This window comes from uncultured Dialister sp. (genome assembly GCF_900538805.1).
Taxonomy (GTDB): Bacteria; Bacillota; Negativicutes; order Veillonellales; family Dialisteraceae; genus Dialister.
The window spans coordinates 1-23042 of the sequence record NZ_UPZP01000032.1; the positions used below are offsets into that span (position 1 = coordinate 1).

14 protein-coding genes are annotated in these 23042 nt (G+C 51.5%); 1 reads left to right on the top strand and 13 read right to left on the bottom strand.

The window, feature by feature from the left end; translation table 11 throughout:
• Positions 1 to 122 precede the first annotated feature (122 nt).
• From QZQ29_RS04535 to QZQ29_RS04565, 7 genes are all read right to left on the bottom strand, one after another.
• A complete protein-coding gene (locus tag QZQ29_RS04535) occupies positions 123 to 752 on the bottom strand; it encodes a superoxide dismutase (RefSeq protein WP_296960282.1) in 630 nt (209 codons plus the stop codon).
• A 530-nt stretch (positions 753 to 1282) separates the two neighbouring features.
• Entirely contained in the window at positions 1283 to 3334 is a 2052-nt protein-coding gene (gene glyS / locus QZQ29_RS04540) for a glycine--tRNA ligase subunit beta (RefSeq protein ID WP_296960285.1), read from the bottom strand.
• Positions 3331 to 4212, bottom strand: a complete 882-nt coding sequence (gene glyQ, locus QZQ29_RS04545; protein WP_296960287.1) for a glycine--tRNA ligase subunit alpha — start codon at positions 4210 to 4212, stop codon at positions 3331 to 3333. Before glyQ ends, glyS begins: the two co-directional genes overlap by 4 nt.
• Positions 4213 to 5442: 1230 nt before the next feature.
• Positions 5443 to 6039 (bottom strand): HD domain-containing protein, encoded by a 597-nt coding sequence (locus QZQ29_RS04550; RefSeq protein WP_296960290.1) that lies wholly within the window; start codon positions 6037 to 6039, stop codon positions 5443 to 5445.
• Positions 6039 to 6740 (bottom strand): TVP38/TMEM64 family protein, encoded by a 702-nt coding sequence (locus QZQ29_RS04555; RefSeq protein WP_296960293.1) that lies wholly within the window; start codon positions 6738 to 6740, stop codon positions 6039 to 6041. Before QZQ29_RS04555 ends, QZQ29_RS04550 begins: the two co-directional genes overlap by 1 nt.
• 668 nt (positions 6741 to 7408) lie before the next feature.
• Entirely contained in the window at positions 7409 to 9193 is a 1785-nt protein-coding gene (locus QZQ29_RS04560; RefSeq protein ID WP_296960296.1) for a WG repeat-containing protein, read from the bottom strand.
• Positions 9194 to 10375: 1182 nt separating this feature from the next.
• Entirely contained in the window at positions 10376 to 11578 is a 1203-nt protein-coding gene (locus QZQ29_RS04565) for an ATP-binding protein (RefSeq protein WP_296960299.1), read from the bottom strand.
• Positions 11579 to 12146: 568 nt separating this feature from the next.
• Between QZQ29_RS04565 and QZQ29_RS04570 the strand changes: the two genes are divergently transcribed.
• Positions 12147 to 12530 (top strand): hypothetical protein, encoded by a 384-nt coding sequence (locus tag QZQ29_RS04570; protein WP_296960301.1) that lies wholly within the window; start codon positions 12147 to 12149, stop codon positions 12528 to 12530.
• A gap of 202 nt (positions 12531 to 12732) precedes the next feature.
• Here QZQ29_RS04570 and smc read toward each other — a convergent pair whose 3' ends face one another.
• The 6 genes from smc to QZQ29_RS04600 form a co-directional block, all read right to left on the bottom strand.
• A complete protein-coding gene (gene smc, locus QZQ29_RS04575) occupies positions 12733 to 16269 on the bottom strand; it encodes a chromosome segregation protein SMC (RefSeq protein WP_296960304.1) in 3537 nt (1178 codons plus the stop codon).
• A gap of 706 nt (positions 16270 to 16975) precedes the next feature.
• Complete coding sequence (gene ftsH / locus QZQ29_RS04580; RefSeq protein ID WP_296960307.1) at positions 16976 to 18877, bottom strand: ATP-dependent zinc metalloprotease FtsH; 1902 nt, start codon at positions 18875 to 18877, stop codon at positions 16976 to 16978.
• A 364-nt stretch (positions 18878 to 19241) separates the two neighbouring features.
• Complete coding sequence (hpt, locus tag QZQ29_RS04585; protein WP_296960309.1) at positions 19242 to 19793, bottom strand: hypoxanthine phosphoribosyltransferase; 552 nt, start codon at positions 19791 to 19793, stop codon at positions 19242 to 19244.
• Complete coding sequence (tilS, locus tag QZQ29_RS04590; RefSeq protein ID WP_296960312.1) at positions 19790 to 21244, bottom strand: tRNA lysidine(34) synthetase TilS; 1455 nt, start codon at positions 21242 to 21244, stop codon at positions 19790 to 19792. Before tilS ends, hpt begins: the two co-directional genes overlap by 4 nt.
• Positions 21241 to 22158, bottom strand: a complete 918-nt coding sequence (locus QZQ29_RS04595; RefSeq protein WP_296960315.1) for a Ppx/GppA phosphatase family protein — start codon at positions 22156 to 22158, stop codon at positions 21241 to 21243. Before QZQ29_RS04595 ends, tilS begins: the two co-directional genes overlap by 4 nt.
• Positions 22159 to 22244: 86 nt before the next feature.
• On the bottom strand, positions 22245 to 22811 hold the full coding sequence (locus tag QZQ29_RS04600; protein ID WP_296960318.1) for a S1 RNA-binding domain-containing protein: 567 nt from the start codon (positions 22809 to 22811) through the stop codon (positions 22245 to 22247).
• Between the last annotated feature and the right edge of the window lie 231 nt (positions 22812 to 23042).

Consider the following 23042-nt stretch of genomic DNA (forward strand, 5'->3'; position numbering starts at 1 on the left):
GTTTTTATAAACCATTAAAGACTCATCGCTAAAGCTTTTTGGAACCCCCGGTCTAACCGGGGGTTTTCTATAGACAAAAAACCTGCCCCGAAAGGGCAGGCTTTTATGATGCCGTTTTGAAATTATTTAGCGCCGCATTTCTTTGCGCTCACTGCATCTTCATACAGTTCATTCACATAGTCCCAGTTGATAATGCGGAAGAAGTTTTCCACGAAGTCCGGTCTGCGGTTCTGGTACTGGAGATAGTAGGCATGTTCCCATACGTCCAGCGCCAGGAGCGGTTTCTTTCCTTCCGTCAAAGGATTGTCCTGGTTGGCAGTGGAAAGAACTTCCAGATGTCCGTCATGGTACACAAGCCATGCCCAGCCGCTTCCAAACTGGGATACAGCAGCTGCTGCAAATTTCTTCTTGAATTCTTCAAAGGAGCCGAAGTCTTCCTTGATTTTTTCAGCCACCGGGCCGGCAAAGGAAGTGCTTCCTTCCGGTGCCATCATGTCCCAGAAGAGGGCATGGTTGAAATAGCCGCCGCCATTGTTTCTTACGGCGCCCCGGATATCTTCAGGAAGAAGGTTCAGGTGGCCGATGAGATAGCGAATGGACTTATCTGCCAGCTCCGGATGAGATTCCAGGGCCTTATTCAGATTGGTCGTGTAGGTGGCATGGTGCTTGTCATGGTGGAAATGAAGGGTAGCTTCATCCATCACAGGTTCAAGGGCATTGTAGGCATACGGTAATTCCGGTAATTTAAACATGGTTATTTCTCCTTTACTTGGAAATATAGGAAATATATGAGATAAATTCTTTAACGATATTTCTCGATTCGTTCTGTCTGTATTATATCGAATATTTTTGAAATAGTCAAGCGATTTTCGATATTGTTTATAAACCGCTTCGCGGCCCGGGTTCGGAGGGTTCAGAGAGGAAAGGCGGCGCCGGACAACGAAGTATGCAGTCTCCTTCAGTGTTCCTCAGGGCTCCGCCCAGCTCCTTCCATCGGAAGGAGCCTGAGTTACGGGTCTTACTTTTATATCACCGGTGCTGCATGACGAAGAGCAAAAACAAAAAGGACCAGTGGGGATGCGGGAATCCTGAAGTCTTTTGTCTATCATCTATCGTCTATCTTCTACCTTCTACCTTCTACCTTCTACCTTCTACCTTCTATCCTCTACCCTCTATCCCCTATCCCCTATCTTCTATCATCTATCATCTATCTTCTACCCTCTATCGTCTAACAAAAAAATCCCCCAAAGTTTACTTTGGAGGATTTTCCATATATCAGCGATTACACCAGTTTGCTGAAGTCGCCCCAGGCGTCAAAGAAGGAGAGAGTTTCCAGAAGCTGGGAAATGCGGTTGTTCTTGACGTTCTCGTCTTTCACCATGACCATGACGTTGTCCAGATAATCATTGATGGGCGCGGTCAGTTCTTTCAAGTATGGAAGGGCGTCGGCGTAGCGGTATTCCTTATACAGCGGTTCCACGGAAGCCTTTGCTTTACCAAGGGCTTTTTCCAGGTTCTTTTCTGCGTCTTCCTCAAAGAGAGCCGGATCCACTTTGCCGCCGGTCTTGCCTTTGGTAATATTGGCAAGACGGGTGACTGCCTGACGGAGGTCCGTTTCTTCCTTCAGGCCGCTGTTCTTCATGGCTTCCGCCTTCAGGAAGATAGCGTAAATATCATCTACCGGGCCTGCCAGGACGGCGTCGATGATGTCGTATGCAATGCCGCTGTCCAGAAGGATGGCGCGGATGCGCTGGCGGAAGAAATCTTCTACCTGGGAGAGCACCTTATCCTTGGTTTCCTTATTGCCCGGCAGGAGTTCCAGTGCCTTTTCAATACCGCGGCGGATGTCCCAATGGATTTTACCGTCGGTCAGGATATTCACGGCGCCGATGGTCTGGCGGCGGAGGGCGAAGGGATCCTGGGAGCCCGTAGGAATGAGTCCTCTAAGGAAGGTAGCAGCCAGGTTGTCCAGCTTATCAGCCAGGGAAAGGGCACGGCCGATAGATTCCTTCGGCAGGATGTCGCCGGCAAAGCGGGGCATGTACTGTTCGAAAATCGCCTCTGCCACTTCCGGCTTTTCTCCATCCAGCAGGGCGTATTCCTTACCCATTTCACCCTGGAGTTCCGTAAATTCAGTGACCATACCGGTGGCCAGGTCGGATTTGGACAGGAAAGCTGCCCGGTCGGCATCCTTCATTTCTTCATCACTGAAATGCCAGTCGCCGCCAATGAAAGCGGTCAGTTTCTGCAGGCGGTCAGCCTTATCCCGCATATCCCCCATACCTTCCTGGTAGTTAATGCGGGTGAGGTCATCACGGTGGCCTTCCAGTGTCTTCTTCCGGTCGTTTTCAAAGAAGAATTTCGCATCGTCCAGACGGGCGCGGAGCACCTTTTCATTGCCGTGCTGTACGTTTTCCAGGGCCTTGGTGCCGCCGTTTCTGACGGTGAGGAAATAGGGCATGAGGCTGCCGTCTTCATTTCTTACCGGATAGTACCTCTGATGGTCACGCATAGGGGTAACCACAGCCGGTACCGGGAGTTTCAGGAATTCATCATCAATTTTGCCGTAGAGAGGAGTGGGATATTCCACCAGATAGTTGATTTCTTCCAGAAGGTCTGCATTGTGCCATACACGGCCCCCCAGTTTTTCTGCGGTTTCCAGAAGTCCCTTTTTAATCAGGTCCCGTCTTTCATCCTGGTCCACAATGACGAAGGCCTTTCTCATGGTTTCCTTATAATCCTCCGGCCTTTCGATGGTCACCGGTTCCTTGCAGAGGAACCGATGGCCCCGGCTCACGCGGCCGCTCTTCACATGGGCGAATTCCACCGGAATCACCTTGTCATCTGCCAGCGCCACAATCCACCGTACAGGACGGATGAAATGGGCTTCTTCATCAGCCCAGCGCATGCTTCTTGTGAAATTCAGGCCTGTAATGAGGGAGAGGAAAAGATCCGGCAGCACGTCTTCCACTGCCCTGCCCTGGTTCACCACATGGGCCCAGGTGTAGTCCCCTTCCTTTACCAGTTCCGACGGGTCGATATGCTGTCCTCTTGCAAAGCCCTGGGCAGCGCGGGTGGGGTTGCCGTTTTCATCAAAGGCAGCCTTAATGGAGGGGCCTCTCTTCTTCACTTCTTCATCCGGCTGGCGGTCTGCCGCATCCTTTACAAGAACGGCCAGACGTCTTGGGGTGGCGTAAATTTTGATTTCATTGAAGGAAATACGATTTTCTTCAAACTTTGCACGGCACAGTTCTTTCAGCTGTTCCACCACGCCGGCCATAATGTTGGCAGGCATTTCTTCTGTTCCGATTTCCAAAAGAAGATTCTTACTCATTTTCCTTCACTTCCTTTCAGCATGGGGAATCCCAGTTCTTTTCTCTTCTTCAGCCAGGCTTTGGCACACATTCTTGCCAGGTTTCTCACCCGGGCAATGTATTCCGTCCTTTCAGACAGGGAAATGGCGCCGGCAGCGTCCAGAAGGTTAAAGGAATGGGAGCATTTCAGCACGTAATCATAAGCCGGAAGCACCATGCCCGCTTTCACGACCCGCTTTGCTTCTGCTTCGTACATATCAAAGAGCTTGAAAAGCATATCATGGTCCGACAGCTCGTAGCTGTATACGGACTGTTCATATTCATTTTCATGCCAGATATCGCCGTAGGTGACGCCGTCGGTCCATTCCAGGTCGTACACATTGTCCTTTTCCTGGATATACATGGCGATGCGTTCCAGGCCGTAGGTGATTTCTACAGCCACCGGATGTTCATCAATACCGCCGACCTGCTGGAAATAGGTGAACTGGGTGATTTCCATGCCGTCCAGCCATACTTCCCAACCGATACCCCAGGCCCCCAGGGTTGGGGATTCCCAGTTATCCTCTACGAAACGGATATCATGTTCCTCCGGGTCAATGCCCAGTTCCTTCAAAGATTCCAGATAGGTCTCCTGGATGTTGTTGGGAGACGGTTTCATAATCACCTGGAACTGATGATGCTGGTACAAACGGTTCGGGTTTTCGCCGTAGCGTCCGTCGTCCGGACGGCGGGATGGTTCCACATAAGCCACATTCCAAGGCTCCGGTCCGATAACGCGCAGGAAGGTGGCAGGATTCATGGTGCCTGCGCCCTTTTCCGTGTCGTAAGCTTCGCCAAGCACGCAGCCCTGCTTCGACCAGAATTTCTGGAGTGCTAAAACAATCTGCTGAAATGTCATATGTCCTCCTAAAAACAATATAAAAATCCCTGTAACAGATAAGTTACAGGGACGAGTTACAGGGATACCTGACCCGCGGTTCCACCCTCATTGGCCAATGGCCCGCCTTCATTCATAGCAGCCCTACTCCGTTCAGGCAGCAGCTCCGAAACGCCTTCCGCATCCTGCCGGTCTCCCACCATCACCGGCTCGCTGAGTGTGCGTACTCCTTTTCATCATCACCGTAGTTATGGAAACATTCTAGCAAATATGAGGGGTGTTGTAAAGGGGGGGGTGGAAAAGGTTAATAAGATTGACCGGCCTTTGGCCGGAGGGTTCGATTTGACAGGCCTGCCGCCCGGGTTCAGAAGGTTCAGAAGGTTCAAAGGGGGAAGGTATCGCCTACGGCGATGAGTATGAAATCAGCGTTACGGAATTTACCTTTGTGTCACAAGTGCTGCATGACGGAGGACTGGAGCCCCCTTCCCTAGGCAGAAGTCCTGCAGAGGACTTCTGAGCCGGGCTAATATGTGAGCATAGCCTGCACACAAAGCGAACACCTTAAAGCCCGGCCAGCGGGTGGCGCCGCAGGCGACGGAGGATAGGGGCGTGGGTTAGACGATAGACGATAGATGTTAGACTGCGTTACGTGCTTCCCTTCCCGCCTCCCACCTGTCATCCTGAGCGACAGCGAAGGATCTCGGGACTCGAAGCATATGAGTCAATCGGTAGTAAATACCAGTCGGCGGGAAGGAGCCGGAGGATAGGGGCGTCAGTTCTTTCGCTAAAATAATTCGGACCTATCCTCAGGGCTCCGCCCAGCTCCTTACGTTCGGGCGGCAAAAGGAAAGCGCCCTTATGGGCAGGCTAGGCGCCTTACTTCGCCCGAACTTGGCAATCCTATGCAGAATTTCCACCGTGAGGAAGGAGCCTTGCGTTACGTTCTATGCGGTGAGGCCATTGGGATGGAACAGCATGGTGCGGGGAGATTTCGGGGCTTCGCTTCGCTGCGCTCGAAATGACAGTTCGGCACGTATCGTAGTGTTATAGCCCCTTCCCCAGGAAGGGGGCTCCGCAGGCGACGGAGGATAGGGGCGTGGATTAGACGATAGAAATTAGAAATCCGATATCAGACTGCGTTATGTACTTCCCTTTCCCCTCACCTGTCAACCTAAGCCGAAGGCAAAGGGTGACAGTGGCAGACAGGAAGAATCAAGCAGTAAGCGGAAAGCCGACAGCGGTAAGCGGTCTTTACTCCTTAATCTCCTTCCCCACATGGGGTTCCACGATTTTTTTCTTTGCGTATTCCCAAAGGATTTCCGATCCCTCTGCCGTATGCTCATTTCTTTTTAGAATCTGGGAAAGGTGGACGCCGTGCTCCTTCCAGGCTTTTCCGCCGGTGTAGTCGTTCAGCATCATGGGCTGGATATTATCCATGGTGTGGGCAAAGCGGGCTTCCGGCGTGTCCGCCTTTTCGAATTCATCCCACAGGGCCCGGAGCCTCTTTCCTTCCTCCGGAATCATGCCGAAAAGGCGGTCTGCGCTTTCTGCTTCCCTTTCATGCTGCTCCTCTTTGCTCACGCCGGCATAGGCGTAGGTATCACCGGCATAGATTTCCACCAGGTCATGAATCAGCAGCATGGACACCGTTTTCAGCACATCGATTTTCTTATTGCTGTATCCCGAAAGCATGATGGCCATGACCGCCATGTGCCAGGCATGTTCCGCATCATTTTCCATGCGCACCGCTCCCGTCACATAGGTCTGGCGGGTGATGAGCTTTTCCCTGTCGATTTCACGAAAGAAATCAAAAAGCCGGTCCAGCTTTTCTTCCTCATTTTTATCCATTACTCTTCACTCACTTTCCGATTTCTTTTGTCCCAAATAAAAAAGATGACATATAAAAGGATGGAAATCCCAATCACAACGCCAAGGCGCATGGGATTCTGGTGGATGGTCACCGTATCGTGGCCAATGAGGGCTTCGATAGCGGTGGCAGGAAATTTCCCGATAAACGACGCCAGCAGGTAATCCCGGAAACTCATTTTCGACAGGGCACCGAAGGCATTCAGCGCTGCCGCAGGGAAATAGGGAATCACCCGGGCTATGAGCATGACACGGAAGCCACTCTTCCGGCTCTTCTCATCCCATTCCTGGAGCTTCCTGTTTCCGGAAATCAGCTTTTCCGCCGAATCCCGAAGGAAGGTGCGGAAAAAGATAAAGCTGATGCCGGCGCCCACGGTCTCCGCTGTCCAGGCAAGAAGGATACCCGGCACAATGCCGAAAATCAACGTGCAGGCCGTGGAGAAAATCATGGCCGGCGGAAATCCCACCGCATTCATGACGGCAGTAAGCACAAAGGCAAACACCGCCGCCCCTTTCCCAAAGGAATGGATATAGGCTGCAATTTCCAGAATCTCTCCCCTTTTGAGAAGATTCCATATTTCATAAAAAGCACCCGGGTCCGCCAGGTAAAAGCCGCCGAAAAGGAAAACCACCGCCAGAACCAGGGCGCCCTTTGCCGCGAGCTGACTATGTTCTTTCATCATGTACCTCCTGATGAGGAATATTATAGCACATGGTGGAAGGGAGGGTGCGGAGAAACAAATGGTATGCATAGCGGCAGGAAACTGTCTGCGAAGGGTTTCCTATTCGACATGGGAATGATGGAACCCATGACGGCAGGAAACTGTTCGCGAAAGGTTTCCTATTCGACATGGGAATGATGGAATCCATGACGGCAGGAAACTATTCGCGAAAGGTTTCCTATTCGACATGGGACGAATGGTATGCATAATGGCAGGAAACTGTCTGCGAAGGGTTTTCTACTCGACATAGGACGAATGGTATGCATAGCGGCAGAAAACTGTTTGCGAAGGGGTTCCTACTCGACATGGGACGAATGGTATTCATAATGGCAGGAAACTGTTTGCGAAGGGTTTCCTGCTCGACGTGGGACGAATGGTATGCATAACGGCAGGAAACTATTTGCAAAGGGTTTCCTGCTCGACGTGGGACGAATGGTATGCATAGCGGCAGGAAACTGTCTGCGAAGGGTTTCCCATCCGACATGAGAATGTGGAATCCATGACGGCAGGAAACTATTCGCGAAGGGTTTCCCATCCGACATGAAACAAACGGTAATCATATCAATAGGAAACTTTCCCAGCAAAAAAGCCGGCACATCCAGGGAACATGCCGGCCGGTTATATATAAATCACAAAATATCCAAATCGTCGTACACAGGCTGTGCCACGAATTGTCCTGTGGTGTCGATGAGGCCCCACTTACCTTTGATTTTCACGCCTGCCCTTCCATCCTGGAAAGGTGTGACGTCGGAGGCTTCTTCTTTGAAGGTAATACGGTCTTTGCCTTCAGAATCAATAAATTTCCATCCATCCTTCGTCTTCAGCGGGATAAGGCCTTCTCCTCCCTTAGCCACGGCGCGGAAGAGCGGTTCTGTGATGATGGTGCCTTCTCTGGAAATCAGGCCCCACCGGTCTTTCACCTTGTACCCGTAGATTCCGTTTCCTATGAAATAGAAGGAATCATAGGAAAAGGGTACCAGGGTGCTGCCGTCATCCATGGAAAGAATGCCCCATTTCTTGCTGTCATTCTGAGCCAGAAGTACATTGTCATCTTCGAAAGGCAGAAGGCCCATGTATACCGTGTGGGCAATGAAGGTGCCTTCCTTGTTCACCCAGCCGTACTTGCCGTTGTTGCGGATAAGGATACCCTTTTCACCCAGCTTGAATACCCTGTCGTTGGATGGGCTGGCAATAACCTTGCCGCTGCTGTTGATGTAGCCCCGCTGCACCCGGATGGTGGGCACCGTTTCATAATCATAATACCAGGGATCCCACACCGGGAAGCCGATGCCCCAGCCGAAGGGATGATGGTAATGATGATGGTGGTGATACCAGTGTCCCCAGCCCCAGCCGATGCCGATGGTTACCGGGAATCGGCGCATCACAGCCGTCTCCCCCACCTCGCCGGTGCGGACTTCCGCCATGCCGTTTTCAAAGGGATAGAGCTTGTCAAATTCCGCCATGAAGGCAATGGTGCCGTCGGGCTTGGCATAACCGTTGCCGTCGATGGTCTTTACCCCTGCCAGACCTTCGGAAAAGGGAGTAAGCACCGCCTTGAACTGCGGCGTGGCAGTCACATGGCCTTCACTGTCCATGAACCCCCACAGCTTGCTTCCGTCCTCTACGGCGGTCATATGCTCGCTGAATACGGGCACCACCGATTTGTAGACAGGAGGCACCACCTCTTGGCCCTTGCCATCGATAAAGCCCCAGTGGTTCTGATTATCCTCCACCGCCAAAAGGCCGTCGCTATAGGAAGGGCCCACGTCCTTGTAATGAGGCGCCACCACTTCATGACCCTCTTTATCGATGACGCCCCAGCGTCCCTTGCTCCGTACCGGTGCCAAACCATCCTCAAAATACCGGGCCTCCTGGTACACCGGTGCGATTTCCTTCCCGTCCAGAGAGAGATACCCATACTTTCCGTCTGCCTTCACAATGGCCATTTCATTTTGGAAATCGGACACCTGCTCAAAGGTTTTATCAGAAATCTTCGTACCGTCCTTCCGGTAAAAGGAAATTTTCTTATCCTTCCCCTGCACCGCCAGGGCTCCGTCCTTCCACACAGAACGGGTTTCATAGGAAACAGGAACTACCACCTTTCCCTGGCGGCTGTAAAAACCGCGAAGCCCCTTCTGCTCCACTTCCACAAGCCCGTTCCGGCCGGGCTCACTGTCCACATCATCCTCCTTCACATAGGGATCCGACAGACTGATGCCCACCTTATCATAGGAAACGGGAATCACCATGCGTCCGCTGCCGTCCACAGCGCCCCACTTTCCATTCTCCTTCACCGCCGCCGTAAAAGGAACCGCCGCATCCTTCGGCACATCGGGCCCCTCATTGGCGTAGGAAGAAAAAGAAAAACACAAAAGCCCCGCCGCCAGCGCAGCCATCATCTTTCTATGTACCATGGAAATCACCTCACCATGAAATAGTAACGAATAGTCAATATCTTCTTATATTGTAGCACAGGAAGGGAAAGTTTCCTGTCACTATGAACAACATCCATCTCATGCCGTACAGGAAACTTTTCACAAATAGTTTCCTGTCGGCATGAATGCAATTCTCCTCATGTCGAATAGGAAACCCTTCGCGAACAGTTTCCTATCGGCATGAATCCCATCATTCTCATACCGAATAGGAAACCTTTCGCAAATAGTTTCCTGTCACTATGTATACCATACTCCCCATGCCGTGTAGGAAACCATTCGCGAATAGCTTTCTGTCGCTATGTATACCATCGTCCCACGCCGAACAGGAAACCTTTCGCAAATAGTTTCTTGTCACTATGAACGCCATTCGCCTCATGCCATATAGGAAACCTTTCGCAAACAGTTGCCTGTCGCTATGTATACCATTCTTCTCACGCCGAATAGGAAACCTTTCGCAAACAGTTGCCTGTCGGCATGAATATCATTCTCCCCACGCCGGACAGGAAACCCTTCGCGAATAGTTTCCTGTCGCTATGTATACCATCGTCCCACGCCGAATAGGAAACCCTTCGCATACAGTTTCCTGTCGCTATGTATACCATCGTCCCACGTCGGATAGGAAACCTTTCGCAAACAGTTTCCTGTCGCTATGAACAACATCCATCTCATGCCGTACAGGAAACTTTTCACCTCCAGTTTCCTGTCGTTATGAATACCTTTCTTCCAACGCCGGACAGAAAACCCTTCGCGAATAGTTTCCTGTCGCTATGTATACCATTCTTCTCACGCCGAATAGGAAACCTTTCGCAAACAGTTTCCTGTCGCTATGTATGCCACTCTTCTCACGCCGGACAGGAAACCTTTCGCAAACAATTTCCTGTCGCTATGTATACCATCGTCCCACGTCGGATAGGAAACCATACGCAAACAGTTTCCTGTCGATATGAACAACATCCGTCTCATGCCGCCCTGTCATTTCGAGCGCAGCGAAGCGGAGTCGAGAAATCTCCCAGCGTAAAGTTCCCTGTCGGCATGAATATCATTCTCCCCACACCGTCCAGGAAACCCTTCGCATACAGTTTCCTGTCGCAGTGACCCCTATTCGTCCCATGCCCAGTAGGAAACTTTTCACCACCCGTTTTCTGCCGCTATGATTCACATTCATTCCTCGTCGAGAAGAAACCGGATAATATTTTTATGGATGATTCCATTACGGCTTAGATCCATCAAGCCTCCGCTGATGACATATTTGGGATAGTTATCCCTGATGGCTTCCAGATTCCCAAATTCTCTTTTTTCATCGGCCTCTGTAATCAGGTAGGCCACCTGGATATACAGCTTTTCTTTTCCCTTTCGGCAGATGAAATCAATTTCGCGGTTCTCCCATTTCCCTACTTCCACCTCATAGCCCCTTGATTTCATTTCCAGATAAACGATATTTTCATACAGTTTACTGCTGTCCACTTTTTCACTGGTTTTCGCAATATTTCTCAGGCCCAGATCCACGGCATAGTATTTTTCCATGGTGCCAAGGATTTCCTTACCAATCAGGTCGTACCGTCTGGCCGGAAGTATGATGAAGGCTTCCTTCAGCCATTCCAGATAATTCATAACCGAAGGAACCGATATTTTCATACCGGCAGAAGTCAAAGCGCCGCTCACCTTTCTTGCGGAAAAGGGATTGCCCACATTATCCAATACATAGGACAGCACCCTTCCCAGCACGGAAGGATTCTTCATGCTGTGCCTTGAAACCACGTCCCGCATAACCACCGCTTCATAAATGTCCCGAAGATAAGTTTCCACCGACTCCTCATCGGGAAGATAAAAACGCTGGGGAAATCCGCCGTATTTCAGATAATCCATGAACAGCTTTTCATCGGAGACTTCCTTTCCCAGAGATTTCATCATTTCCTTCGCCTCAGAAAGAGTAAAAGGATACACCTCTATCCGGACATATCTTCCGGACAGACAGGTGGCCAGCTCACTGGAGAACAGGGCCGCATTGGAACCGGTAATGTATAAATCACAGTCCATATCTACTCGAAGAGAATTGACAAGAATCTGCCACTCCGGTATTTCCTGCACCTCGTCAAGCATGATATAAAGCCGCTTTCCCACCTCCTCCGACCGATGGATGATGAAATCATAGAGCTTTCCTTCCTCTGCCATCCTTCGATAGCGGAGAGATTCCAGATTAATCATAAGAATCTGCTCAGCGCCCACTCCTCTTTCCCGCAGGATATCTGCCATCTGCTGCAGGATAACTGTCTTCCCCGAGCGGCGGATTCCAGTAAATACCTTCACCAAATCCGTATCAATAAACTTCTCTGCCTTGGAAATATATCTTCTGCGAATAATCATAGGCTCCGCTCCTTTCTACACTTTACATATTACATGATTTCCAGATTTTTGTTAAGTCTACTTTACGCTTTTTCGATTTTATATAATTTCGTAAAGTATAATTTCCTTCCGGCATGAATACCATCCGTCCCACGTCGGACAGGAAACCTTTCTCGAATAGTTTCCTGTCACTATGAACGCCATTCGCCTCATACCGAATAGGAAACCTTTTGCGAATAGTTTCCTGTCGCTATGTATACCACACCCCCACGCCGAATAGGAAACCTTTCGCAAACAGTTTCCTGTCGCTATGTATATCATTTTTCTCACGCCGGATAGGAAACCCTTTGCGTATAGTTTCCTGTCTCCATGTATACCATACTCCCCAAGCCGAATAGGAAACCTTTCGCAAATAGTTTCCTGCCGTCATGGATTCCATCATTCTCATGTCGGATAGGAAACCTTTCGCCAACAGTTTCCTGTCGCTATGAACCCCATCTGTCCCACGCCGAACAGGAAACTTTCCCCTCCCCTTGCCCCTTTCCATTTCATAGTCCATAATAAAGGAAATGCAAAAGGAGTGTGCAGCATGGAACATAATTATCTCTTTGACGGCGTGGCTGTCCTCATCGTTCTCTGGTTTATCAAGTCCTATTTCCTTGGAAAGGCCTCAACGGCGGAAGAAAAATTTTTATACAAAGAAGCGCCACGGTGGCTTCTTTACTTCACCAGCGGCCTTGTGTGTGTCACCCTTCTCATGATGGTATCCGTGGACTTTGGCCTTGTGCCGGGAGTAGACCAGGAAGGCACCTTCCGCCTTACCGTGGTGTCCCTTCTCCTTTGGCTGGCCATGGCCCTTTATACCAAGTGGAACTGGGGCGTCCACATTACAGACCGCAATGTGAGAGGTAAAAACAACAGGCAGATGCTTCTCCTCCTCATCCTCATGGCCTTCCTGGCTTCCACCATGTAAAATACAGACAATACAAAATGGCGCCCGCCCCAAAGGCAGGCGCCATTTTTATTTATTTTGAATGCGGGAAGTCTGATGTCTGACTTCTGCCGGTCTGACGTTCCTCAAAACGGTAAGCGGCCGGCGGACAGCCGACAGCTGCCCTACCAGCCCACCAGCTCACTAGTACACTAGCTCACTAGTACACTAGCCCACTATCCCCCTACTCCACGTAATCCTTCATCTTCACAGTAATAAGTGAGGACACTCCTTTTTCGGCCATGGTGACGCCCTGCAGGGTGTCGGCAAATTCCATGGTCTTTTTTCTATGGGAAATGACGATGAATTGGGTTTTCTTCTTATAGTCTGCAATCATGCGGCTGTATCGTTCCACATTGGCATCGTCCAGGGCCGCGTCGATTTCATCGACGAAGCAGAAGGGCGCCGGGCGGTAGGCCATGAAGGAAATGAGGAGGGCGATGACTGTAAGGGCTCTTTCGCCGCCGGACATGAGTGTCAGGGGCTGCCGCTTTTTACCGGGGAGCTGGAGGTACATTTCCACGCCGCCCTCCAGCGGATGGGCTTCATCGGTGAGTTCCAGTCTGGCTTTGCCGCCCTGGAACATGAGCTGCATGATGCGGCCGAATTCTTGGTTAATCTGTTTGAAGGCTTCGCCGAACTGCTCTGTCATGGTCTTGTCGATGTCTCGAATCACCGTTTCCAGCCCGTTTCTGGCTTTCGTCAAATCCTCAATCTGCTCTTCATAGAATTTCCGCTTATCCAGCTGCTTCTGGTAATCTTCCTCGCCGTTTGGATTTACGCTGCCCAGCTCCGAGAGTTTTCCGGAAAGTTTTTCCTCTTCCCTTCTCATATCCTGCATGGAGCCGGGAAGGCGGATGGCCTCCGCCTCCGCCCGGGTCATGTGGTTTTCCGCCAGATGACGCATTTCTTCCTCTTCCTGGGCCTTGAAATTATCAATCCGTCCCTGCCGTTCCGCCATGTCCCGTTTCACTTTGGAGGACGCCTCCTGGGTCTTACGCCAGGATTCCTCCAGTTTTTTCTGTTCCATGGCAAATTTATCGGAATCGTCCTGCAGGCGGGACTGATTCTGTCTGCAGTCCTGCCACAGGGCCTCTGCTTTTTGGAAATCTTCCTTCAGTTTTTCCATTTCCACCTGCAGGGTCCGGAGGAGCCTTTCATTTTCCTTCTTATCTTCTTCCAGCTTTTCTCGGTCCGCCTTCTGCTCTTTTAATGCCCTTTCCCGGTCTTCCTTCATCCGGTCTCCGAAGGACAGGGACTCCCGGGCCTTGGTGAGGGACACGTGGATGGCAAGGATTTCTTCATTCTTTTCATCCAGTTTCTTTTTCAGCCTGCCGCTTTCCTCGTCTTCCAGCACCTCCGGAATGTCCGCCAGTTTTTCTATGTCTTCGGAAATACGAACCTTCCGTTCTCCGCCTTCTGCCAGTTCCTTTTCCCGCTTTTCCTTCAGTTCTTCCTCTTCTCCTGCCGCCTTTTTCTGGTCAGCCAGGGTCTTTTCCATGCCCTCTCTTCTGGCGGTGAGGGAGGCCAGGCTCACTTTCAGGGACTGCCATTCCTCCCTTTCCTCCATCACCTTCCTGGCCAGACTGTCGCAGGTATGCCCCTGCTCTTCCAGCTGCTTTTTGCATGCTTCCAGCGTCTTGCCGCCTTCTGCTTCCTCTTTTTCCAGCCTGCGGATTTCCTGTTTCCTGCCGAAGAAGGTATTTTCCGTCTTTTTCATGGAACCGCCGGTCATGGAGCCGCCGGCATTGACCAGCTGCCCGTCCAGGGTCACAATGCGGAGACGGTAGCGGTATTTCTTGGCCACCCGCCTGGCATCGTCCAGGGTTTCCGCAATGAGTGTCCGTCCCAGGAGGGAGGTAAGAAGGTCCCGGTATATGCCGTCACAGGTAAGAAGTTCCGACGCAATGCCGCAGATGCCCCTTTCCCCGACAGCCTCCCGTTCCTGGCCGCCGTAGGAAGAGGGCTTCATGGACTCCAGGGGGAAGAAGGTGGCTCTTCCCAGACGCCGCTCCTTCAGCCAGCCGATGATTTTCCCCGCCGCTTCCGTGGTATCGGTGACGATACAGGAAATCCGGCTTCCCAGGGCCACTTCCGCCGCTGCCGTATATTTTTCAGGCACCTGCACCAGTTCACCCAAAGGTCCGTGGATAGCATTTCCAAAGAGTTCCCGGTGGGCCATGATATTTTTCACGGCCATGGAGAAGTCGGCATATTCCTTTTCCGCCCGCTCCAGATAATTCTTTCTTGACCGGATGGCGGAAAGAGCGGACTCCCGCTTTCCCTTTTCATTCATCAGGGCAAAGCGGCAGTCCTCCTCCTGTTTCAGCAGCAGGCTGTCCTTTTTCCCCTGTTCCTCCAGCTCCTGCAGTCGGAGAGCAGATTCCTTTTCTTCTTTCACCTGAGCGGCCAGTTCTTTTTCCAGTTCTTCCAGCTGCTTTTTCTTTTCCGCAAGGGAAGAAAGGGCTTCTGCCCTTTCCTCTCCAAGGCGGCGCAGCTCCTCTTCCACATGGGAAAGTTCCTGCTCCAGCCGCTGCTTTTCAGAAATCTTCTGCCTGTTCACTTTGAGCTTTTCCGCATAGGCCGCTTCTGAAACGGCAAGGGCTTCTTCCAGCGTTTTCTTTTCTTCTTCCGCCTTTTCCTTCTTTTCGTTCCATTGACGGAAATCATTCACAAAGCTTTGGTATTCCTCTTCGCCGCTTCTGATTTCTTCTGCCAGCTCTTCTTCCGCTTCCTTCTGGTCCTCCTCTGCCGCTGCCAGCTCTCCCTTCTTCTCCTCCCCGTGGTGAAGGCTTTCCTCCTTCACCCGGAAATCACCGCGGAGTTCTTCCATTTTCTGCTGGGCCTCCGCGGTCTTCTGTCCCAGATTTCTAAGGTTTTCCTGGAAATCAAGGGCCTGCTTTTCCAGCTTTTCTCTTTCCGCCGCAAAGGAAGAAAGGGCGGTTTCCCATTTCACATCCTCTTCTTCCAGATTTCGGTATTCCGTTTCATAGCGGGACAGCATGCGGCCGATGGAAGTGAGCTTCAGCACCGTCATGGAAGCGGAGAGGGCCCTTTTCTTTTTCATGAGCTCCTTGTAGACCTTCGCCTTTTCCGCCCCCTCCTTCAATGGGACAAGCTGTTCATCCAGAAGGGCCACCATGTCCTGCACCCGGTCCATATTTTCCGCCGTTTTCTCCAGCTTCCGGAGGCCTTCGTTCTTCCTCATGCGGTAGAGACTGATGCCTGCCACGTCTTCAAAAATAAGCCGTCGCTCGTCGGGCCGGGCGGTGAGTACCTGGTCCACCCGGTTCTGTCCGATAATGGCAAGGGAACCCCGTCCCAGGCCCGTATTGGCCAGAAGCTCCTGGATATCCTTCAGCCGGCAGCTCCGCTTGTTGATTTTGAAATCACTGTCCCCGTTGCGAAGGAGCCTTCTGGTAATAGAAACCTCCGTGGTATCAAGAGGCAGTTCATGGGCCGAATTATCCAGCACCAGTGTCACCTCTGCCCCGTTCTTCGCCTGTCTGGATTCGGAGCCGGAAAAAATAATATCCTCTGCCTTCTGTCCCCGAAGGTTCCGCACATTCTGCTCGCCAAGCACCCAGCGCACCGCATCGGAAATATTGCTCTTCCCGCAGCCGTTGGGTCCTACGATGACAGTCATGCCGTCCGCAAATTCTATGGTAGTTTTATCAGCAAAGGACTTGAAGCCCTGCAGTGTCAAACGCAGTAATTTCATGGTATCTCCTTAAGTTTCGTTTTCAATGCTGCTGTATCGTTCCTTATTATACAGGAAATGGGGAGAATCTGCAGGGGGAGAATGGTTTCCTACCCGGCATGGCACCATTGTCTTTCACCGCGACAGGAAACTGTTCGCGAAGGGTTTCCTACTCGGCATGGCACCATTGTCTTTCACCGCGGCAGGAAACTGTTTGCGAAGGGTTTCCTACTCGGCATGGCACCATTGTCTTTCACCGCGACAGGAAACTGTTCGCAAAGGGTTTCCTACCCGGCATGGCACCATTGTGTTTCATCACGATAGGAAACTGTTCGCGAAGGGTTTCCTACTCGGCATGACACCATTGTCTTTCACCGCGGCAGGAAACTGTTCGCGAAGGGTTTCCTACCCGGCATGGCACCATTGTTTTCCAACACGATAGGAAACTGTTTGCGAAGGGTTTCCTACTCTACATGAAACAAATGGTATTCACCGCGGCAAGAAACTGTTTGCGAAGGGGTTTCCTACCCGGCATGGCACCATTGTCTTTCATTACGATAGGAAACTGTTCGCGAAGGGTTTCCTACTCGGCATGGCACCATTGTTTTCCAACACGATAGGAAACTGTTCGCAAAGGTTTTTCTACTCTCATGAATGATAATGTACCATGCCCACGGCCACAATAAAAAACTGCGAAAGGCAGTGCTTTCGCAGTTTCATTGATTTCCTATTCTCCAAACACCGGAGGCAGGGGACTTTCGTCGGAGGGCATAGGCGGAAGCGGAGAGTCGCTGCTGTCTGTGTCGTCCTTCTTCGGTTCCTCGCCGGGAGCGTAGATGGAGTGGTACTTGAAGAGGTTTTCCACCTGGGTGTGGTTGATGGTTTCTACTTCCATCAGTGCCTTGGCCATGGCGTGGAGTACCGGCAGATTGTCTGTCAGTGCCTGCATGGTGTCGTTATAGGCTTCATCCAGGTATTTGTGCATTTCTTCATCGATAATGGTGGCCACGGTTTCGCCGTAGTTCCTTTCAGATCCCAGCTGCTTGCCCAGGAAAATCTGCTCCTGGTGTTCACCGAAAATCATGGGTCCCAGGCGGTCGCTCATGCCCCATTCCATAATCATCTTGCGGAGGATGGCGGTGACCTGCTGCAGGTCGCCGGAAGCGCCGCTGGAGATTTCGTTGAAAATAATCTTTTCAGCGCATCTTCCGCCCAGTGCTACGCGAATCTGGGCCAGAAGGTGGGATTTGGTAATGAAGGAACGTTCTTCATGAGGGAGCATCATGGTATAGCCGCCAGCCTGTCCGCGGGGGATGATGGTGACTTTATGTACCGGATCCGCATCCTTCAGAAGGGTGGCCATGATAGCATGGCCCGATTCATGGTAGGCGGTGAGCTTTCTTTCTTCATCGCTCACCTTATGGCTCTTTCTTTCAGGGCCGTAGGATACTTTTTCGGAAGCTTCCTCCAGGTCGGACATGGAAATGGTTTTCCTGTTGTCCCTGGCTGCCAGAAGGGCTGCTTCGTTCAGCATGTTGGCCAGGTCGGCGCCGGTGAAGCCCGGTACTTTCTTGGCAATGGTGGGCAGGTCCACATCCGGTTCCAGCGGTTTGTTTCTCGCATGGACACGGAGAATGGCGATACGGCCGCGAAGGTCCGGACGGCCTACCACCACGCGGCGGTCAAAACGACCGGGGCGGAGCAGTGCGGGGTCCAGGATATCCGGGCGGTTGGTGGCTGCCAGGGTAATGATGCCTTCATTGGAGCCGAAACCGTCCATTTCTACCAGGAGCTGGTTCAGTGTCTGTTCCCGTTCATCATGTCCGCCGCCCAGTCCGCTTCCGCGCTGACGGCCTACGGCATCGATTTCATCGATAAATACAATGCAGGGCGCATTTTTCTTTGCCTGGGCAAAGAGGTCGCGTACCCGGGACGCGCCTACGCCTACGAACATTTCCACAAAATCGGAACCGGAAATGGAGAAGAAAGGAACCTTTGCTTCCCCTGCCACGGCCTTGGCCAGAAGTGTCTTGCCTGTGCCTGGAGGCCCGACCAGAAGGACGCCCTTCGGAATTTTAGCGCCGATGGCGGTGTACCGTCCCGGATTTTTCAGGAAATCCACCACTTCCGACAGTTCTTCCTTCGCTTCATCTTCACCGGCCACGTCATTGAAGTTCACATGCACCTGGCCTTCACCGGTCATTTTGGCCCTGGACTTGCCAAAACTCATGACCCGTCCGCCGCCGCCCTGGGTCTGGTTCATCATCCAGAACCACACGGCAATGAGGATGATAATGGGCAGCAGGTTGGAGAGAAGGCTCATCCACCATGCCGGCTGTTCCGGCGGTTTGGCGGTAATGGCCACGTTTCCGTCGCTCAGCTTATTGAGGAGCTGGGTATCATTGTCAGGAATGTATGTGGCAAATTCAGTGCCGTCTTTCATTTTCCCGGTAACTGCGTTATTTGTCATCACTACCGATGAAACATTCTTCTTTTCTACCTGCGAAATAAAGTCACTGTAGGTAATTTCCGAATGCTTTTCCTGGGGATGAACAAATGTATTGAATATGGACACTGCGATAATGATGAGAAGCACGTAGAGTGCCACATTCTTAATAAATTTATTCAATATATTCCTCCTTCTCATGATCTGTGCAATAAAAGCCCATTTGACCGGTTAGCCACCCCGCTGACTAAGAGACAAGTAAATTGAGACTTTTAAATCAGTAATTAATTCTACCATTTTTTGGAAATTTAAGCAACAGGATTATATATAAACCTGTGCCAGTTTCCGTCACCTGCATGAACCGGGAACAGCCCCCTGTCTGCAGGCGTATAAAAGGCAGAAACATGATGATTCGCAGCGAAGCTGCGCCTGCAGCCTTCAATCCAAAGGCCGGGGCCCATCCATATTAAAGGCCCCTTTTCGCAGCCTTTCTACACGACCTGCGGCAAAGCCGCACCCCCTGCTCCCGCAGGGAACATCCCTATAATCAGGCCTTCGTATACACCCGGCTGTCCAGGACGCATACGTCCGGCAGGTTTCTGTATTTTTCTGCATAGTCGCAGCCGTAGCCGACGATGAATTCATCGGGAATGTCGAAGCCCACGTATTTCACGTCCACTTCTTTTTCCCGTCTTTCCTTCTTGTTAAGGCAGATGGCCAGTTCCACGGAAGCGGCGCCTCTCTGTTTGAGGAGTGGCACCAGGGCGCTCATGGTAATGCCCGTATCAATGATATCTTCCACCACGATGACGTTCTTGCCGCGGATATCCCTATCCAGGTCCTTTTTAATATTCACATGGCCGGAAGAAATGGTGCTGTTGCCGTAACTGGAAACGCACATGGTGTCCAGGGTTACCGGCAGGTCGATGGAACGCATGAGGTCGCAGAGGAAGGGCATGGCTCCTTTCAGGATGCCAACCAGCACCACATCTTTCCCTTCGTAGTCTCTGGTAATTTCCTCGCCCAGTTCTTTCACTCTTTTTTCAATCTGTTCTTTCGTAATGAGTACGGTCTTAATATCTTTTCCCAGATTTTTCATATTTGTGCTTCAATCTCCTTATCCCTGAAGGTGAGTGTCAAAAGGAGGAATGATTTCGTTCCTTCCGTCACCCGGCCATGCCTGCTTCCCCGGAGGAAACAGGTCCAGTAAATATGATTTTCATCGGCCACAACAGGCCAATCCCTCCGAAGGGCGGAGGGGATTCCCTTTTCCTGGAGGATATCAAATACCTCCTTTGTCCCCTTCATACCCGAAGGTTCCATGCGGTCTTTTCTGACTGCCGTCCGAAGGACAAGATGCCCCAGGCCTTCCTTATCCAGAAGGTACTGGTTTCTTCCTGTTTCCACCGGTTTGGAAATGGTTTCCACAGTGAGAATCCAGGGTCCGCAGGTCAGTCTTTCCGCATTGTTATTTTTTATTATACCAGTTTCCCTCAATAGGGGCTTTTCTTTTTCTTTACAATTTTTATAAAAAAGGAAGAGCAGTTCACTGCTTCCCAGCGAAGGGTCCCTGGAGCTGCCGGCATAGAAGCAGAGAAAGGGTCCTGCCAATTCCATGACCGCACCGGAGGCAGAGGTCCGGCTGCCGGTCTTTCCCACAAGGCCAAGGTGCCTCATGCGCTCCGTTCCTTCCGCTTCCATGGCGCGGCCCGACACCTTCTCTCCCGCCCTACGGATGAGGCGCCGCTGCAGAGCGGGATGAAGCTCTCTCCACCGCTTTAGAGGAAAAGCCAGGATGCGTCCTGCCCTTTGGAAATAGATTTCTTCCTTCTTCGCTTCTCCCTCCATGAAATCCTCTTCATCCCTCATGAGGGATGCCATGTGGGTGAGGGTTTTCACCAGGGAAGGATTATAGGGGAGAAGCCTGGGCAGCAGGGTGAGCCTGATTTTATTTCTGGTGGCGTCGGGAATGTCATTCGTTTCATCATGACAGGGTGTCACGTCAAAGGAAGCGAGGAAATCCCCGATTTCCCCTCTTGTAACGCAGAGGAAGGGACGGATGAAAATATTCCTTTTCGGCTGCATGCCGGAAAGGCCTTTCACGCCGCTTCCCCGAAGGAAATGGAAAAGAATGGTTTCCGCCTGGTCATTTTCATGATGGGCCAGGGCAATCCGCCCATAATTTCCGTCTTTGGCCGTTTCCTCCAGCGCTTCATATCGGAGAGCACGGGCCAGGGTTTCCACAGAGCCCCTTTCCTCTTTCCTTGCCGCCGGAACATCCACGTCCCTTCGGTAAAAGGGGATATGGAAACGGCGGCACACCTCTTCCACATACGCCGTTTCCGCCTCCGCCGCTTCTCTCAGGTGATGGTTCACGCAGCAGCAGCCCAGGCGGATGCCCTCTCTTTCTTCCACTTCCTTCAAAAAAAGAAGAAGGGAAAGGGAGTCCGGACCGCCGGAAACGGCAGCCAGAATGGCGCTTCCCCTCTCCCACAGATGGTTTTCATGGGCAAAGGAAAGAACCTTTTCTACGAATGCTTCGTGATTCATGACTCCTCAGCCGGTCTTAATATATCTGCATCCAAAAGCCCTTCGGACAAATCCCTGTCGCTGACCATGATTTCCGGCAGGGCAAAGTATTCCATGAGACTGTCCAGAATGGCGACCCCCGCCACGATGATGTCCGCCCTCTCCGGCATAAGACCGGTCATGTGGCATTTTTCATCGTAGGACATGGAGGAAAGCTTTTTCAGCATGCGGTTCACATCTTCCTGATGGATGATGAAATCCTGCACCTTCGCCGTATCATACACCTCCAGCTCCTGCAGCATGGAGGCCAGGGAAGTGACTGTGCCGCCTACACCGATCCAGCGCTTCACGTTTTTCACAGCCTGGAGAAGCTCGGTGTGGCGGAAAAGGTCGAAGCAGTGCTTCTTCAGCTCCGCCAGTCCCCTGGGCGTGGTGGTGTCAAACTGCTTGGAGCAGCGTACACAGCCCAGCTTGAAGCTGTGGCGCATGCCTATATCCGTGCCGAAGCCCATGCAGATTTCCGTGGAACCGCCGCCGATATCCACCACCGACGTCACTACACCGGACGTACCGGCCGCGCCGATATAACTGTAATAGGCCTCTTCCTTTCCCGAAAGAATCCGCACCGGAATGCCGGTGGCTGCGGTGACTTCATCGGAAAACTCACCGCCGTTGGCGGCATCCCGCATGATGGACGTACCGTAGGCATAGATTTCAGAAGCCCCTGCCAGACGGGCAGCGGCGGTGAACTCTTCGATGGCCTGGAGCGTCCTTTCCCGGGGCCCCCTGCCGATAAAGGCCTTGTCCGTCATGCCTTCACCCAGCCGGGTGCTTCGAAGGTCCTTCTTCAGCACCTTCCATTCTTCCTTCTCATCCTTTTCTGCAATCAAAAGACGGACTGAATTGGTCCCGATATCTATAATCGCACGCATCATATCCCCCTCTTTAAAAGAAGAAATGCAAACCATGTGCCTCTTCTTTCATAAAATAATAAGGGAGCACGGAATGCTCCCTTGTTCAATCAGTCAGAACGTCTTGCGCCCCGGCCGCCTCTCTTGGACTCCACATTTCTCTTGAGGTCAAGAAGTCTTTCATCGCTGTCTTTCAGGAAACGGCTGAGCTTGTCTTCAAAAGAAGCAGGCGCCTCTCTTTTGGCTGTGCGGAAACCGCCGGAAAATGAACGGTTATACTGCGGTCTTTCGGTGCGGAAGGATTCGCCTTCCCCTTCCTCCTGGCGCCTTTCGAAGGAACGGTGTCCTTCCCGGCCGTGGAAGTCGTTTCTTTCATGGAAATCGCGGCGTCCCTCCCGGTCATGATGGAAGCGGTCCTGTTTCTTTTCCGTCTTTTCCGAAGCAGGCTGGGCCTGTTTGATGGAAAGGGCAATCTTGCCTTTTTCATCAATGGTAATGACCTTCACCTTCACCTTATCTTTTACCTTAAGATAATCATTCACATCATTTACATATTCATTGGCCACTTCGGAAATGTGAACCAGACCCACCTTCTTATCCGGCAGTTCTACAAACGCGCCAAACTTTGCGATACCGGTAATGGTACCTTCTACGATATTGCCGACTTCTAAAGCCATGAGAAAAAAATACATCCTCCCTGAAAAACCTAAATAGAAATATTAATTTGATTATACGAGATTTGACAAGGAATAGCAATAGGAATAGTAAGGGAAAAAGGCCTTCCCCCTATAGGGAAGCACTGATTAAATCGTTATCGGATTTCATTCTTGTATTTTTATCCAATGCAAGGAATAAGTCGACGCGAATAGCGAGCTATTTAAGGAGACTTATGACGCAGCATTGGATAA

Bases quoted from the DNA above. Each gene is read 5' to 3' on its own strand.
- hpt (WP_296960309.1), bottom strand. From the start codon at position 19,793: ATGAAAAATCTGGGAAAAGATATTAAGACCGTACTCATTACGAAAGAA.
- QZQ29_RS04555 (WP_296960293.1), bottom strand. From the start codon at position 6,740: ATGATGAAAGAACATAGTCAGCTCGCGGCAAAGGGCGCCCTGGTTCTG.
- QZQ29_RS04560 (WP_296960296.1), bottom strand. From the start codon at position 9,193: ATGGTACATAGAAAGATGATGGCTGCGCTGGCGGCGGGGCTTTTGTGT.
- glyS (WP_296960285.1), bottom strand. From the start codon at position 3,334: ATGAGTAAGAATCTTCTTTTGGAAATCGGAACAGAAGAAATGCCTGCC.
- QZQ29_RS04565 (WP_296960299.1), bottom strand. From the start codon at position 11,578: ATGATTATTCGCAGAAGATATATTTCCAAGGCAGAGAAGTTTATTGAT.
- tilS (WP_296960312.1), bottom strand. From the start codon at position 21,244: ATGAATCACGAAGCATTCGTAGAAAAGGTTCTTTCCTTTGCCCATGAA.
- smc (WP_296960304.1), bottom strand. From the start codon at position 16,269: ATGAAATTACTGCGTTTGACACTGCAGGGCTTCAAGTCCTTTGCTGAT.
- glyQ (WP_296960287.1), bottom strand. From the start codon at position 4,212: ATGACATTTCAGCAGATTGTTTTAGCACTCCAGAAATTCTGGTCGAAG.
- QZQ29_RS04535 (WP_296960282.1), bottom strand. From the start codon at position 752: ATGTTTAAATTACCGGAATTACCGTATGCCTACAATGCCCTTGAACCT.
- QZQ29_RS04600 (WP_296960318.1), bottom strand. From the start codon at position 22,811: ATGGCTTTAGAAGTCGGCAATATCGTAGAAGGTACCATTACCGGTATC.
- QZQ29_RS04570 (WP_296960301.1), top strand. From the start codon at position 12,147: ATGGAACATAATTATCTCTTTGACGGCGTGGCTGTCCTCATCGTTCTC.
- QZQ29_RS04550 (WP_296960290.1), bottom strand. From the start codon at position 6,039: ATGGATAAAAATGAGGAAGAAAAGCTGGACCGGCTTTTTGATTTCTTT.
- QZQ29_RS04595 (WP_296960315.1), bottom strand. From the start codon at position 22,158: ATGATGCGTGCGATTATAGATATCGGGACCAATTCAGTCCGTCTTTTG.